Here is a 14,564-nt window from a genome sequence, read left to right as displayed (position 1 = left end):
CGTTCCGTATACGGAACGCGAAACGGAGGGTGGTCATGCGGCGGTTCGATTCGGCACAGCCGATCCTGGCGGGGCTGGTGAGCGCCGTGGTCGGGTACGCGAGCTCGTTCACCGTCGTGCTCGCCGGCCTGCGCGCCGTCGGCGCCACCCCCGCGCAGGCCGCGTCCGGGCTGCTCGCCCTGTGCGCCGGCATCGCCGCGACCGCCGTCTTCCTCGCGCTCCGGTACCGCATGCCGATCAGCATCGCCTGGTCCACCCCCGGCGCCGCGCTGCTCGTCGCCACCGGCCACGTGCAGGGCGGCTGGCCCGCGGCCGTCGGCGCGTTCCTCGTCTGTGCCGCGCTCATCGTCGTCGCGGGCCTGTCGCCGTGGCTCGGCCGCGCGATCGCCGCGATCCCGCGCCCGATCGCCGGCGCCATGCTCGCCGGCGTCATCCTCAGCCTCTGCACCGCCCCCGTCCGCGCCGTCGTCGACGTGCCCGCACTCGCCATCCCGGTGGTGCTCACCTGGGCGGTGCTGACCCGCTTCGCCCGCCAGTGGGCCGTCCCGGGCGCGCTGCTGGCCGCCGTCGTCGCGATCGCCGTCCGCGGCGTCCACCTCACCGGCGTCTCGATCGCCCCCGCCGCGGTGCTCACGGTGCCGACGTTCAACCTGCCGGCCCTGATCAGCATCGCCGTCCCGCTGTTCCTGGTGACCATGGCCGCCCAGAACGTCCCCGGCATGGCCGTCATGGCCACGTACGGCTACACCCCACCCCTCCGCGGCGTCCTCGTCACCACCGGCGTGGCGAGCGCCTTCGCCGCCCCGTTCGGCGGCCACGCCCTCAACCTGGCGGCGATCACCGCGGCCCTCACCGCCGGCCCCGACACCCACCCCGACCCCCGCCGGCGCTGGGTCGCCACGGCCGCCCTCGGCGCGGGCCAGCTCACCCTCGGCCTCGGCGCGGGTCTGGCGATGGCGCTCGTACTGCTCTCGCCGCCGGTCCTGGTCATCGCCGTCGCCGGCCTGGCCCTACTGTCCGCCCTCGGCGCCTCCCTGGCCAGCGCGGTCACCGACCCCTCGGGCCGCGAGGCTGCGGTGGTCACCTTCGTCGTGACAGCATCGGGCACGACGATCCTGAACATCGGCCCCGCCTTCTGGGGCCTCGTGGCGGGCGGTTTGACGGCGCTGCTCCTGTACCGCCGGACCAAGCCCTCCTCACCTCCGGACCCGACCCCACCTTCCCCCACACCGCTGCCTTCCGCCGCTCCGCCGCCCGCAGAGGCAGGACTGCCAGCATCCCGGTGACTGCGCGTCATCCGCCTCCGAATGGGATGTTTCAGGGCATTGACCGATGTCTGTGATGGTGAGTGGGCACGGGATCCGACCGCGAACTGGGTGCCCGCAGTCTGGAACGGCTTCGGACCTAATTGGCCGACCGTCGGTGTTGGGGGGTCGCGTGCTGCCGGCGCCGTCTGGCTGCTGGGTCAGGGAGCGATCCGGTGGGAGCTGATCTCCGCGTGCTGGCCCCTGGACGCCGACGGGTATGTGGCCGCCTGGCCGTGGTTGCCGCCAACCAGTGGAGCGCTGGTCTTGAGAGTGGTGGCCAGGCGGGCCGAGGGTCGGAGTCGGGGCCAGTCGCTGCTCCATGATCCCGTGTGGTTCTGGTAGTCAGAGCTACCAGATTCATTCGGGATCACTCGGGGACTGTCTGGAGCCAGTCGCGGGTGTGGGCCGGAGTGTTGGCGCGCAGATTGGACAGGGGCATCCACGCGCGGCGGCGATCCGAGCCGCGGCTACTGCCCTGACCACGAACGTTCACAGTGTTGATCGGAAGGTAGCCTCGGCGAGATGGCTGAGGACGACTTCACGATCAAGCTGACGCGGGACCAGGCGTTGGTGTTGTCCGACTGGCTCGACCGCATGATGGGTACCGCGGAGTTCGACAGCCTGGTGAACCAGGACCGCGCGGTGTGGTCGCCGCTGTACCGGATCGCCGGGACGCTGGATACCTCATTGATGGAGGTCTTTGTGCCCGACTATTCGGCCCGCCTGGACGCCGCGCGGGAGCGGTTGTTGGACGGTCTTGGCGAGGTGGGCCGGCCGGTGGACGAGCTGTGATGGAGCAGTTGGGCTGGCGCGTTCGTTGGTGACGCAGGTCAGGCAGCGCGACTGGCTGGTCGACTGGCTGGCTGGCCCCATCGGTGTTGCCGTTCGGAGCGAATGCGAGCGCGTTCGCGGCGTTGTGCGGCGAGGACGTCGGGGTGGCGGGAGTTGGCGTTGCGCCACCTCAGGTAAGCGTGGATCGCCTTGGTCGAGGACGGGTGGTTGGCCCGGTTCGACCCGGCGACGGTGAACGTCCGTAGCGGCCCGAAGTGCGCCTCGGTCGGGTTGGCCCAGGATGAGTACGTCGGTGTGAAGCACAGCTCGACCCGGTTCTGGGCCGCCCACTGCCGGATCTTCACGCCGCGGTGCGCGGACAGGTTGTCCAGAATCACGTAGATCGGTGCCTTGTCCGGCCGGGCTCGACGGATCGACTTGAGCGCGGCGAGGGTGTTCGCCGCGGACTTGCGCTGGTGGACGACGCCCCAGAGGGTGTCGTCGCCGACGCTGTAGCAGCCGTGGAACTGCCGGACCCCGTGCAGCTTGTGGTAGTTCGCGGGGAGTCGGTCGGGGTGCCCGGCCGGCGCCCAGGTCGCGCCGCCGTGCGGGCGGATGGTCAACGGCCCGAACTCGTCGAACGCGAAAACCCGGTCCGGGAACTCGGTCATGGCCTGCTCGATCCGGGCCAGTTTGACCGTCTTGGCGGGGTCGTTGGACTCCTTCCACGTCTTCGTGCGCTGGAAGGTGAGGTCATGCTTGCGCAGCAGCTGCCGCAGGCGCTCCCGACCGACCTGGACCCGGCGCGGCCCTGAGTTGTGGGTGAGGTAGTCGGCGAGCTTGCGCGGACTCCACCGGGTGAACGGCTGGTCGAGCGCGTCGGGACGCGTGTTGGCCGTCGCGACGATGAACGCCTCGTCGTCTTCACTGATCAGGCGGGGACGGCCACCCGCCCACCGAGGGTTGAGGCAGGCCATGCCCATCTCGTTGAACCGGTGAATCACCTGCCGGACGGAGTCCTCATCAGCTTGGACGAGGCGGGCGATCACCGGCACAGTGTTGCCGCCGGCCGAGGCGAGCACGACCATCGCCCGCCGCAACCGGATCGCTGAGCCGGTCCCTCGTCTGGTTATTCGCAGCAGCTGCTGACCTTCCTGGTCAGACAGCCGCCGCACACGCACAGGTTCTGCCACCGGCCCAGCCTGAACGCAGACACGCCACCCGGCCCGGAGGCTGAGCGGCGTGTCACCCAACACCGTGAACGTTCGTGGTCAGAGCACTACCCAGACGCGGCGATCACCCAACGCGGCAGCTAGCCCAGACAGGGGCAGCCTCCCAGCGCGTCGGTCAGCCCAGATGCGGCGGCCACCCAAGGCGGCGACCGGTCCAGACGCAGAGGCATGGGTTGCTGCCCGGCGACGAGCGGCTTGGAGCGCCAGGCCGGAGGGTGCGGCCCCGCGCTCCTCATGGGAGACCGGAGGGTCGGCGCGTCGGTCGTCGAAGCAGGTCAGTCCAGGTACCAAGCGTGCATGGCTGCGCCGAGGGGGGTGTGGTGGGCGGCCAGCACCGCGGCCGCGGCCAGGCCGATCGTGAGCAGCCAGCCCCGCTGCCACCGGGTCAGGGTGCGGGACCACAGGCCGAGGGCGACGGCCGTCGTGCCGAGGAGGGCGGCGCCATAGCCCGGGTCGGCGTCGAAGATGGGCAGGCCGGCAGCCGTCACGGCGAGCAGGGCGGCCGCGGCGAGGGACAGGCCGGCGACGGCGAGCCAGAGGCGCCGCAGGCCGACGCCCACGGCGGCGCCGGCCAGGCCGATCGAGGCGGCGAGGAGCCAGCCGCCGGCAAGGGCGACATAGGCGCCGAAGGTCAGCGCCAGGATCAGCGGGAGCAGGACGACGAACAGCGCGCCGGAGGGCCAGAGGCTCTTCGGGTCGACGGGGCCGGTGGCGATGCGGCCGGGGATGTCGAACAGGAAGTAGCGCAGCGGCACCATCAGCAGCCAGGACAGCACGGGCCAGCCGAGGCCGGCGAGCAGCGTGCGGGCCAGCGCGTCCGACGGGAAGGAAGCGGCGGCGGCGACCGGGCCGCGGGAGAGGCCGGCGCGGTGTGCGGCGGCGCGCAGCGCCGGGAGCGTGCGGGCCGCGCCGAACAGGTAGCGCCAGCGGCCGGTCGGCAGGGTCAGGAGGTCCGCGGTCCACTCGGCGCGCTGGCGGTCGCGGAACGCGGCGGGCAGCAGCAGCGCGAGCGTCGCGACGGCGAGCCGCACGCCGGTGGTGAGAGCGGCCGGGGCCGCGCCGGTCACCACGCCAGGCGCCCGACGCGCGGGGCGGACCGCTTGGCGAGGGCCGCCCGGGCGGCGGTCACGCCTGCCGCGGTCAGCAGGTAATAGCGCCGGCGGGGGCGGCCGGCGGCGTGCACGTCGATCTCCTCCTCGCGGCTGGACAGCCAGCCCGCGCCCTCGAAGGCGACCAGGATCGGATAGATCGTGCCCGGCTCGAGCCCCGCCTCCGTGGCCAGGTCGAGCCCGTAGCGCTCGCGCGCCGGGTCGTCGAGCAGCACCCGCAGCACGAGCAGCCGCGGCGTCGTCATACGCAAACCGGCCATGCCCGTACTCTACATAGCTACTCCCAGTTCTGCATAGGGTTGAAAAACTGCAAACACCGTTCGCATAATTGAACATGAGAGAAGCGAAGGTCACCTCAGGGGACGGTGCGAAGGTCACCGTGTATTCGACCGGCACCGGGCCGGGGATCGTGATCCTGCACGGCGGGGGTGTCACCGTCCGGGACTACCACCGGTTGGCCGCCGCGCTCGCGGACAAGTTCACCGTGCACCTGTACAACCGGCGCGGCCGGGCCGACTCGGCGCCGCTGACGGGCACCGAGACGGTGGAGACGGACCTCGCCGACCTCGGCGCGGTCCTCGAGCACACCGGTGCGCGCAGCGTCTTCGGGCACAGTGGCGGCGGGTTCACCGCGCTCCGGGCGGGACTCACCCTCCCGTTGGAGCGGATCGCGGTGTACGACCCCGGCCTGCACTTCGACGGCCGACCGTCGACGGAGTTCCTCGACGAGTTCGAGCGGCTCGTGCGGCAGGGCGAGCACGCGCGGGCGATGACGGTGATGGCCAGGGCCACCTACCCGGACGACTTCGGCGCCAAGGTGCCGTTCCCGGTCGCCAAGGCCATGACCAGCCTGTTCCTGCGCACGAGCATCGGCAAGCGGTTCGTCGAGCTCATGCCGACGATGCCGCCGGAGATCCGCCGCATCCATGACCACAGCGGCAAGGCGGAGGACTACGCGGGCGTCAGCGCGGAGCTTCTGCTCGCGGCGGGTGCCCGCAGCCCCCGGTACTTCATGGAGAACTGCCAGGCCGTCGCCGACGCCGCGCCGAGAGGGAGGGCGATGCTCATCCCCGGCGCGTCGCACAACTCGGCCAACGTCGCCCGGCCGGCGTTCGTGCGGCCGTTCGCCGAGTTCTTCGCGGCCGGCTCCCTGAAGACGACATGAAAAAGGCCGCCCCGGCAACGGGGCGGCCTTTCCCAAATCAGGACGTCAGTGCACGATCACCGGCGTCGCGGCGCCGGCCGCCGCGTCGTCGCCGGCCGTCTTCTGGTCCTTCTTGCGCGGCAGGAAGGCGATCGGGATGAACGTCAGCAGGACCAGCGCGAAGCCGACCCAGAACGTCGTGGCGAACGACTCCGCGACGAAGTCCAGGCCCTTCTCGAACAGCGGCGGCGGCACCTGCGCCTTGATCTGGTCGGAGTGCTGCGCCGCGATGGCCAGCTGGGCCTCGGTGACCGGCGGGTTGGAGCCCGGCACCAGGTCCGACTCGTTGAGCTGCCTGGTCAGGATCACCGACATGACGGCGCCGCCGATGGAGCCGCCGATCTGCTGGAGGATGTTGACCAGCGTGGAGCCGCGGGCGACCTCGGCGTGGCCGAGCGTCTTGAGCGCCGACGTCATGATCGGCATCATCGTGCCGCCCATGCCGAGGCCCATGACGAACAGCGAGCCGCACAGCAGCCAGTACGACGTGTCGGCGGTGACCTGCGTGAACGTGAAGAAGCCGGCGGCGATGAGCGCCATCGCGAACGGCACCGTCCGGCCGACCGGGACCTTGTCGGCGAGCATGCCGGCGATCGGCATGGTGAGCATCGCGCCGATGCCCTGCGGCGCCATCAGCAGACCGGCGTGCAGCGTGGACTCGCCGCCGACCTGCAGGAAGTAGCTCGGGAACAGCAGGCCGGCGCCCATGAACGCGATGATGAACACGAACAGGGTGATCGTCGCGATCGTCAGCTTGCGGTTGCGGAACAGCCGCAGGTCCAGCAGCGGGTGCGCCGGTTTGAAGGAGTAGAAGACGAAGCCGATGACGAGCAGCCCGCCGATGAGCATCGGCAGCCACACCTTCGTCGCGGAGAACGTGCCGGCCTCCGGCCACGACGACACGCCGAACAGGAACAGCGCGAGGCCCGGGGACAGCATCAACATGCCGAGGAAGTCGAAGGACTCCGACGGGTGCGCTTCGTCCTTCGGCAGCGCGAGCGCCGCGTAGACCAGCGCGACGACGCCGATCGGCAGGTTGATGAGGAAGATCCAGTGCCAGCTGTAGTCGTCGATGAGCCAGCCGCCGAGGATCGGGCCGGTGATCGGGCCGAGCAGCATCGGGATGCCGAGGATGGCCATGAGCCGGCCGATCCGCTCCGGGCCGGCGGCCCGGGTCAGCATCGTCATGCCCAGCGGCATGAGCATGCCGCCGCCGAGGCCCTGCACGACCCGCCAGCCGATGAGCTGGCCGATGGAGTCGGCGGTGGCGCACAGGCCGGAGCCGATCGTGAAGAGGGCGAGGGCGACCATGTACAGCCGCTTCGTGCCGAACCGGTCCGCCGCCCAGCCGGTGAGGGGGATGACGGTTGCCAGCGCGAGGGTGTAACCGGTCATCGTCCACGCGACGGTCGCGTACGACGCGTTGAATTCGGTCTGGAAGGTCGGCAGCGCCACGCTGACGACAGTGATGTCGAGAATCGACATGATCGCACCGAGGACCACGACCCCCGCGATCTTCAGCACCGCGGCGTCGATCTTGGTCGATGCCGTGGCCGTTGGATTCGTCACAAAACCCCTCCTGATCGAGGTCACCGTCCGTGAAAAGGCCGGTGACCAGCCTACGCGGCTTGATTACTAGTCGAGCACACGTTCGATTCCGGCCTATTACAGGGGTTGTGGCTACGCCAGCCGCCGCAGGTCCAGCACGTGCCAGGCGGTCGGATCCGGGCTCCCGGTGGACCACCAGACCAGGCCGGCCTTGGTCGTCACCACGCCGACGTCCCGCGCGAGCACGGTCGTCCGGCCCGTCGTCAGGTCGTACGCGAGCAGCCGCAACGATTCGCCCTCGACCCCGGTCAGCAGCTCGAAGCGGTCCAGCAGGCCGACGTCGACGCCGATGGCGTTCAGGTCACCCGCGACCCGGCGCCGCCCGCCGCCGTCGGAGCGCATGACGTCGACGAGGTTGCGCCCGCTCGCCGTCTCCTGGATCGCGCGGCACCACTCCGGCGTGCACAGCATCGTCTCCGCCGCGGTCGCCGGCACGGATCGCCGCTGCCCGTCGGCCCGGTTGAGCAGCGTCGCCGCGCCCGGGTCGACGCTGACGAGCCAGGGCCAGGAGCTCCACCTGTACCGGCCGTCGATGACCTCCGTGCTGACGGCGCCACCCGTGAGGGCGACCGACCGCACCTCCGTCTTCGGCGCGTCGTCGGGCGTGGCTGCGACCCAGTGCACCCGCTCCTCGGCGACGACCAGGTCGTACTGTGAGTCGAAGAACACAATCCCGCCCGTGTCGGCGGTCAGCGCGACCGGTGCCCCTCCGGCCAGGGACGCGCGCCACAGCCGCGTCTCGTACGGCCCCGCGGCGGTCGCCGCCGACTCCGCCCAGTACAGGACCCCGTCGGCGGCGGTGAGGCCCAGCCACTGCGGGAACTGGTCCTTCGGCACGCTGCGCAGCTCCCGTACCGTGGCAGCCTCCCGAAGCAGGAACCGCTCGGCCTTGCCGTCGGCGGACGGGGCGGTCCCGACGGAGGCGCCGGTCTCCAGATAGAGCAGCGGCGTGTAGATCACCCCGTCGGCGAGCTTCGCGGGCATCACCCCCGGCTCCAGCGTCGCCGTGACCGTCCCGGCGCCCGACGGCGTGACCGAGGGTGGCGTGTCCCGCGAGGTGGGGGAGAACAGCAGCCACCCGCCGACGACGAGCGCGGCGGCGAGGGCGATCAGCGGTCGGGCCCGTCTCACGGGGCTCAACCATACGCAAGCGACCCGCGTGGTGAGAGTTTCACACTCCGAAGGGGGTTGACCTGGAGTGGGACACCGGCTTCGTTGACCCGGGACAGTGAGCGCTCACACCATGCGGCCCATGCGAACCAAGCTGAGAGGGCTCATTGCCGGGCTGGCGGGGGCGGTGACGGTCGTCGCCGTCGGCGTCGCCGTGCAGACCGCCACCAGCCCCGCGCAGGCCGCGGCCGCGGACCCGTACGCGCTCAAGAACGTCCAGATCGAGGGCGGCGGCTTCGTGCCGGGCATCATCTTCAACCAGAAGCAGCAGAATCTGGTGTACGCCCGGACGGACATCGGCGGGGCGTACCGCCTCGACCCCGCCACGAACCGCTGGATTCCCCTGCTGGACTGGGTCGGCCAGGACAACTGGGGCTACAACGGCGTCGTCAGCCTCGCCACCGACGAGGTCGACCCGAACAAGGTGTACGTGGCCGCCGGCATGTACACCAATAGCTGGGACCCGAACAACGGCGCGGTCCTGCGCTCCTCCGACAAGGGCGCCACCTGGCAGACCTCGGCCCTTCCGTTCAAGCTCGGCGGCAACATGCCCGGCCGCGGCATGGGGGAGCGGCTGGCGATCGACCCGAACAAGAACTCGATCCTGTACCTCGGCGCCCCCAGCGGCAACGGGCTGTGGCGCAGCACCGACTCCGGCGTCACCTGGGCGAAGGTGACCGCGTTCCCCAACCCCGGCAACTACGCACAGGACCCGAACGACCCCAACGGGTACCTGACCGACAACCAGGGCATCACCTGGGTGACGTTCGACAAGCGCTCCGGTACCGCCGGAAACACCACCCAGACCATCTACGTCGGCGTGGCGGACAAGCAGAACACCGTCTACCGCACCACCAACGGCGGCACCACCTGGGAGCGCCTCGCCGGGCAGCCGACCGGGTACCTGTCGCACAAGGGCGTCCTGGACACCGCCGGCGGTTACCTGTACATCGCGACCAGCGACACCGGCGGCCCGTACGACGGCGGCAAGGGTGACGTCTGGAAGTACAACACCGCGACCGGCGCCTGGACGCAGATCAGCCCCGTGCCGAGCAGCAGCAGCGACGACTACTTCGGGTACAGCGGCCTCACCATCGACCGGCAGCACCCCGGCACCATCATGGTCGCCACGCAGATCTCGTGGTGGCCGGACGTCATCTTCTTCCGCAGCACCGACGGCGGCGCGACGTGGACCCGGATCTGGGACTTCACCAGCTACCCCAACCGGAGCTTCCGGTACAAGATGGACGTCAGCCGCTCGCCGTGGCTCTCCCTCGGGGCCAACCCGCAGCCCCCTGAGGTGACGCCGAAGCTCGGCTGGATGACCGAGTCGATGGAGATCGACCCCTTCAACTCCAACCGGTTCATGTACGGCACCGGCGCCACCGTGTACGGCAGCACCGACCTCACCACCTGGGACACCGGCGGCCAGATCACGATCAAGCCGATGGCCGCGGGCCTGGAGGAGACCGCGGTGCTGGACCTCATCAGCCCGCCGACCGGCGCGCCGCTCATCTCCGGCCTCGGCGACATCGGCGGCTTCCGGCACACGAACCTCGACGCCGTGCCCGCGATGATGTTCCAGTCGCCGTACTTCACCAGCACCACCAGCCTCGACTACGCCGAGCTCAACCCGAGCGTCATGGTCCGTGCCGGCAACTTCGCCGACAGCGACCGCCCCAACGACAGCCACGCCGCGTTCTCCACCGACGGCGGCGCGAACTGGTTCCAGGGCAGCGAGCCCGGCGGCATCAACGAGGGCGGCACCATCGCCGCCGCCGCCGACGGGTCCAGGTTCGTCTGGGCGCCGAAGAACTCCGCCCCCGTCTACTCGGTGGGCTTCGGCAACACGTGGACTTCTATCAATGGACTGCCGCAGAATGCCGTTGTCGAGTCCGACCGGGTGCTTCCGGGCACCTTCTACGGTTTCAGCGGCGGTACGTTCTACCGCAGCACCAACGGTGGCGCCACGTTCACGGCGGCCGCCAGTGGCCTGCCCGCGACGGCGTCGTTCAAGGCGGTCCCGGGCGTGGCCGGCGAGATCTGGCTGGCCGGCGGCACCTCCGGGCTCTTCCGGTCGACCGACGGTGGCGTCTCGTTCGCCAAGGTCGCGTCGGTACAGGCGGCGAACGCCGTCGGGTTCGGCAAGGGCGCACCGGGCCGCCCGAACGTGGCCGTGTTCGCCGTGGCGCAGGTCGACGGCAAGAAGGGCGTCTACCGCTCCGACGACACCGCCGCCTCCTGGCTGCGGATCAACGACGACCAGCACCAGTACGGCAACATCGGCGACACCATCACCGGCGACCCGCGCATCTACGGCCGGGTGTACCTCGGCACGAACGGCCGCGGCATCATCTACGGCGACCGCACCGGCGCCCCGCCGACGTCGTTCTCCGCGTCGCCGTCGGCCTCTTCCGCATCGCCCTCGCGGTCGGTGTCGCCGTCGGTCTCGGTGTCGCCGTCCCGCTCCGCCTCGTCCTCGCCCTCGTCCTCCTCATCGGCCGCCTGCACCGTGGCGTACTCCATCGCCGGCCAGTGGGGCGGCGCCTTCCAGGGCGCCGTGAAGATCACCAACCGCTCCGCCACCCCGGTGAACGGCTGGACCCTCACGTGGACGTACGCCAACGGCCAGGTCATCAACCAGATCTGGGGCGGCGTCTACACCCAGAGCGGCGCGAACGTCACCATCACTCCCGCCGACTACACGAAGACGATCGCCGCCAACGGCGGCAGCGTCGACTTCGGCTTCATCGCCTCCTGGAACAACACCACCAACGCCAAACCGGCCGCGTTCACCCTCAACGGCACGACCTGCGCCGTCGGGTAGCGGGGTGACGCTGTAGGCGGCGGCGGGGCTGCCGCCGCCTACAGCAGATCCCTCAGGCTCTGCAGCTCGCGGTCGACCCAGCCCTCGGCCGTCGACTCCGTGCCCCGCAACGCCACCTTGTCCCGCAGGTGCCACGCGATGTTGCGCACCAGCTCCACCACCCGCAGCGCCCGCACGTCGCCGGTCGTCCGCCGTCGCGAGGCGTACCCGGCCTCGAACGCCGGCCAGTGCCCGCTCGCAAACACCCCGGTCAGGTCCGCCGCCCGCGGCCCCACGGCGGCAAGGTCGAAGTCGTGCCACAGCATCCTGCCGTCATCGGTCAGGTGCACGTTGTCCAGGCTCGCGTCCCCGTGCCGCACCCCGACGTCGCCGATGCCGTCCAGCAGCGGCCTGACCCGCTCCGCGATCTCGTGCACCATGGGGTCGCCGATGTACGCCAACGCGTCGTCCAGCGTGCGGACCGGATCGTACGTCCTGGCCGGATGCGCGCTGTCGAACCCGTCCGCCGCCTCGTGGAACCGGGCGAGCGCCGCGCCGTACCGGAAGAACAACTCCCCGGACCACGGCGGCCGCGGCTTGCCACCCCGCATCCACGCCGTGACGGTGAACTGCCGCACCCCCTCAGGCGCCTCGATCTCCCCGACGAGCGCCCCGTCCTCCATCGGAACGGGCACCGCCTCGGTGACCCCCGCCGCCGCAAGGTGCACCGCGAGATCCTGCTCCCACGCGACATGCGCCTTCCCGGCGGCGTACACCTTGCACGCATAGACCAGGCCACCCTCGACGTCCACCCGGTACACGTCGTTGACCAGCGACCTGACCAGCTCGCACCCCGTCACCCGCAACCCACAGCGCCCTCCGACCACCAGCGCCACACTCTCCGCCGCCGCCAACGACCGCACCCACCGCACCGTCCCCTCCATGCCCCCCATTCTCTGCCCCACCCCGACCGGCGCCCGGCGTGAGCACCGGACGAGCCGCCGTGACCCATGGACGAATCCGGCCGCGCAAACGACCAACCCCGTCCATGGATCACGGCGCTGCGGTGACAGCACCGGCGTGGAAGGTCCTCGGATCAGACGGGCCGAGGGGAGTTACGTGCGCATGTGGGGGTGACTCGGTCCGGCTGATGCGGAGGGGTCGCCTGCACTGCCCGAACTGGCGGTAGCGGTGGCGGCCTCGCTGCACCGTGGAACCCGCGGCACCCGCCCGCGGGGCGTGGCACATCCATCTCGGGGCATCGCGGCCGGTCCGGGTTGCGTCCACGAGAGTGGTGTACGACTCGCCCACTTTGGGCGTGATGTGGTGAATGGGAACGGCCACCGCTTGATCCTTCGAACGGCGAAGTAACGAAGGAGAGATCAAGCGATGGCCGTACCTGTGAGTGTGGACGGTGCCGCGTTCCTGCGTGAGCAACTCGAGTCCGCGTCACCCGATCTGTTGCGTGCGATGGTGAAAACGTTCGCCGATGCGCTCATGTCCGCCGAGGCCGACGCGGTGTGCGGCGCGGGCTACGGTGAACGCAGCGACGAACGGGTCAACTCCCGCAACGGGTACCGGCAGCGGGACTGGGACACCCGCGCCGGCACCGTCGAGCTCGCCATTCCGAAGCTGCGGCAGGGCTCCTACTTTCCGGACTGGCTGCTGCAGCACCGTCGCCGCGCCGAACAGGCCCTGGTCAGTGTGGTTGCGACCGCCTACCTGCTCGGGGTGTCCACGCGGCGGGTGGAGAAGCTCGTCGAGCAGCTGGGCGTCGCCACGCTGTCGAAGTCGCAGGTCAGCGAGATGGCGGCGCATCTGGACGCGCAGGTCGAGGCGTTCCGCAACCGGCCCCTGGACGCGGCGCATTACACGTTCGTGTGGATGGACGCCCTCGTGATCAAGGTCCGTGAACACGGCCGGATCGTGAACGTCCACGCCCTGATCGCGGTCGGGGTCAACGCCGACGGCGGCCGCGAAGTCCTCGGCCTGGACGTCACCTCGGACGAGGACGGCGCCGGCTGGCTGGCGTTCCTGCGGTCCCTGACCGCCCGCGGCCTGCCCGGAGTACGCCTCGTCGTGTCTGACGCCCACCGCGGCCTGGTCAACGCCATCGGCGCCGCCCTGCCCGGCGCCACCTGGCAACGCTGCCGCACCCACTACCTGCGCAACCTGCTCACCAAGGTCCCGAAATCGGCGCAGCCATGGGTCGCGACCCTGGTCCGCACCATCTTCGACCAACCCGACGCCGACACCGTCCGAGCCCAGTACGACCGCGCCGTCACCGCGATCGGCGAACGGTTCCCCACCACCGCGGCCGACCACCTGCACGACGCCCGTGAGGAGCTCCTGGCGTTCACCGCGTTCCCGCGGGAGGTCTGGCGCCAGATCTGGAGCAACAACCCCCAAGAGCGGCTCAACAAGGAGATCCGCCGCCGAACCGACGTCGTCGGCATCTTTCCCAACCGGGCCGCGATCATCCGGCTCGTCGGCGCCGTCCTCGCCGAGCAGACCGACGAATGGACTGAAGGCCGCCGTTACATGGGCCTGGAAATCCTCGCCAAAGCCAGACTCACCCTGATCACGACCGAGGGAACCAACGCTGAACCCACCGCCGCCGAACTGGCAGCGGCCTAACATTCAACCATCTGGATCAGCGCTGGCCGTTCCTACACCACGCCAGCGGACGCGACCCCGGTCCGTTTCGCCGTCGCCAGGGCCAGCTGGCCACAGCCCACCACGCCGCTGCTCCGGGCGCGCCTGGCCGAGCGCGATCCAGATCGGCGCGACTGAACCGGTCGCCACGCCAGACCGGGCGCAATGCCGGGTTGTGCACGGTGCCTGGCTGTGCGGTGCCGGCCAGGTGCGACTGCGCCGGGGCTGTGTGTGAGCGCCGGGCGAGTGCGTGGTCGGAGCCGGTGAACCGGGTGCCGTGCCAGGCTCGGGCGCGATGCCGGGCTGTGCGCGGTGGCGGGCTGTGCGCGGTGGCGGGCTGTGCGCGGTGTCGGCCGGGTGCGACTGCGCCGGGGCTGTGTGTGCGCGCCGGGCGAGTGTGTGGTCGGAGTGGGTGCGTGGTCAGAGTTGGTGAACCGGGTGCCGCGCCGGGCTGGGTGCCGCGTCGGGCCGGACGCCGTGCCAGGCTCGGGCGCGATCCCGGGTTGTGCATGGTGGCGGGCTGTGTGCGGTGTCGGCTGGCTGCGACTGAGTCGGGGCTATGTGTGAGTGCCGGGCGAGTGTGTGGTCGGAGTGGGTGCGTGGTCGGAGTTGGTGAACCGGGTGCCGCGCCGGGCTGGGTGCCGCGTCGGGCCGGACGCCGTGCCAGGCTCGGGCGCGATCCCGGGTTGTGCATGGTGGCGG

11 protein-coding genes are annotated in these 14,564 nt (G+C 70.8%); 5 read left to right on the top strand and 6 right to left on the bottom strand.

Annotated features, from left to right (window positions below; all coding sequences use genetic code 11):
* Positions 1-35 precede the first annotated feature (35 nt).
* Entirely contained in the window at positions 36-1,286 is a 1,251-nt protein-coding gene (locus AB0J72_RS27240; RefSeq protein ID WP_363403354.1) for a benzoate/H(+) symporter BenE family transporter, read from the top strand.
* A gap of 543 nt (positions 1,287-1,829) precedes the next feature.
* Positions 1,830-2,099: a hypothetical protein gene (locus AB0J72_RS27235; protein ID WP_363403352.1), complete on the top strand. Its 270-nt coding sequence runs from the start codon at positions 1,830-1,832 to the stop codon at positions 2,097-2,099.
* A 38-nt stretch (positions 2,100-2,137) separates the two neighbouring features.
* Here the strand turns inward: AB0J72_RS27235 and AB0J72_RS27230 are convergent, their stop codons facing one another.
* The 3 genes from AB0J72_RS27230 to AB0J72_RS27220 all read right to left on the bottom strand — a co-directional run bounded on the left by AB0J72_RS27230 (position 2,138) and on the right by AB0J72_RS27220 (position 4,679).
* A complete protein-coding gene (locus AB0J72_RS27230; protein WP_363403350.1) occupies positions 2,138-3,271 on the bottom strand; it encodes an IS630 family transposase in 1,134 nt (377 codons plus the stop codon).
* 314 nt (positions 3,272-3,585) lie between these two features.
* Positions 3,586-4,377 carry a hypothetical protein gene (locus tag AB0J72_RS27225; RefSeq protein ID WP_363403348.1) on the bottom strand — a complete coding sequence of 264 codons (792 nt, stop codon included), beginning with the start codon at positions 4,375-4,377 and terminating at the stop codon, positions 3,586-3,588.
* A complete protein-coding gene (locus tag AB0J72_RS27220) occupies positions 4,374-4,679 on the bottom strand; it encodes a helix-turn-helix transcriptional regulator (protein ID WP_363403346.1) in 306 nt (101 codons plus the stop codon). The genes AB0J72_RS27225 and AB0J72_RS27220 overlap by 4 nt, the downstream gene beginning before the upstream one ends.
* Before the next feature lie 74 nt (positions 4,680-4,753).
* Here AB0J72_RS27220 and AB0J72_RS27215 point away from each other — a divergent pair, with 74 nt between their 5' ends.
* Positions 4,754-5,584, top strand: coding sequence for an alpha/beta hydrolase (locus tag AB0J72_RS27215; protein ID WP_363403344.1), 831 nt, complete (start codon positions 4,754-4,756; stop codon positions 5,582-5,584).
* 45 nt (positions 5,585-5,629) lie between these two features.
* Here AB0J72_RS27215 and AB0J72_RS27210 read toward each other — a convergent pair whose 3' ends face one another.
* Complete coding sequence (locus AB0J72_RS27210; protein ID WP_363403342.1) at positions 5,630-7,192, bottom strand: DHA2 family efflux MFS transporter permease subunit; 1,563 nt, start codon at positions 7,190-7,192, stop codon at positions 5,630-5,632.
* Between the two features lie 111 nt (positions 7,193-7,303).
* Positions 7,304-8,362, bottom strand: a complete 1,059-nt coding sequence (locus AB0J72_RS27205; RefSeq protein WP_363403340.1) for a hypothetical protein — start codon at positions 8,360-8,362, stop codon at positions 7,304-7,306.
* 121 nt (positions 8,363-8,483) lie between these two features.
* Between AB0J72_RS27205 and AB0J72_RS27200 the strand changes: the two genes are divergently transcribed.
* The gene (locus AB0J72_RS27200) at positions 8,484-11,228 is read left to right on the top strand and encodes a cellulose binding domain-containing protein (protein WP_363403338.1); all 2,745 of its coding nucleotides are present in this window, start codon (positions 8,484-8,486) and stop codon (positions 11,226-11,228) included.
* Between the two features lie 38 nt (positions 11,229-11,266).
* Here the strand turns inward: AB0J72_RS27200 and AB0J72_RS27195 are convergent, their stop codons facing one another.
* The gene (locus AB0J72_RS27195) at positions 11,267-12,151 is read right to left on the bottom strand and encodes a phosphotransferase (protein WP_363403336.1); all 885 of its coding nucleotides are present in this window, start codon (positions 12,149-12,151) and stop codon (positions 11,267-11,269) included.
* A gap of 445 nt (positions 12,152-12,596) precedes the next feature.
* Here AB0J72_RS27195 and AB0J72_RS27190 point away from each other — a divergent pair, with 445 nt between their 5' ends.
* A complete protein-coding gene (locus tag AB0J72_RS27190; RefSeq protein ID WP_363403334.1) occupies positions 12,597-13,844 on the top strand; it encodes an IS256 family transposase in 1,248 nt (415 codons plus the stop codon).
* Positions 13,845-14,564: the final 720 nt, after the last annotated feature.

Source organism: Dactylosporangium sp. NPDC049742, from assembly GCF_040674675.1.
Lineage (GTDB): Bacteria > Actinomycetota > Actinomycetes > Mycobacteriales > Micromonosporaceae > Dactylosporangium > Dactylosporangium maewongense.
The sequence above is the reverse complement of the archived record's forward strand: the minus strand, read 5'-3'. Positions and strand labels throughout refer to the sequence as shown.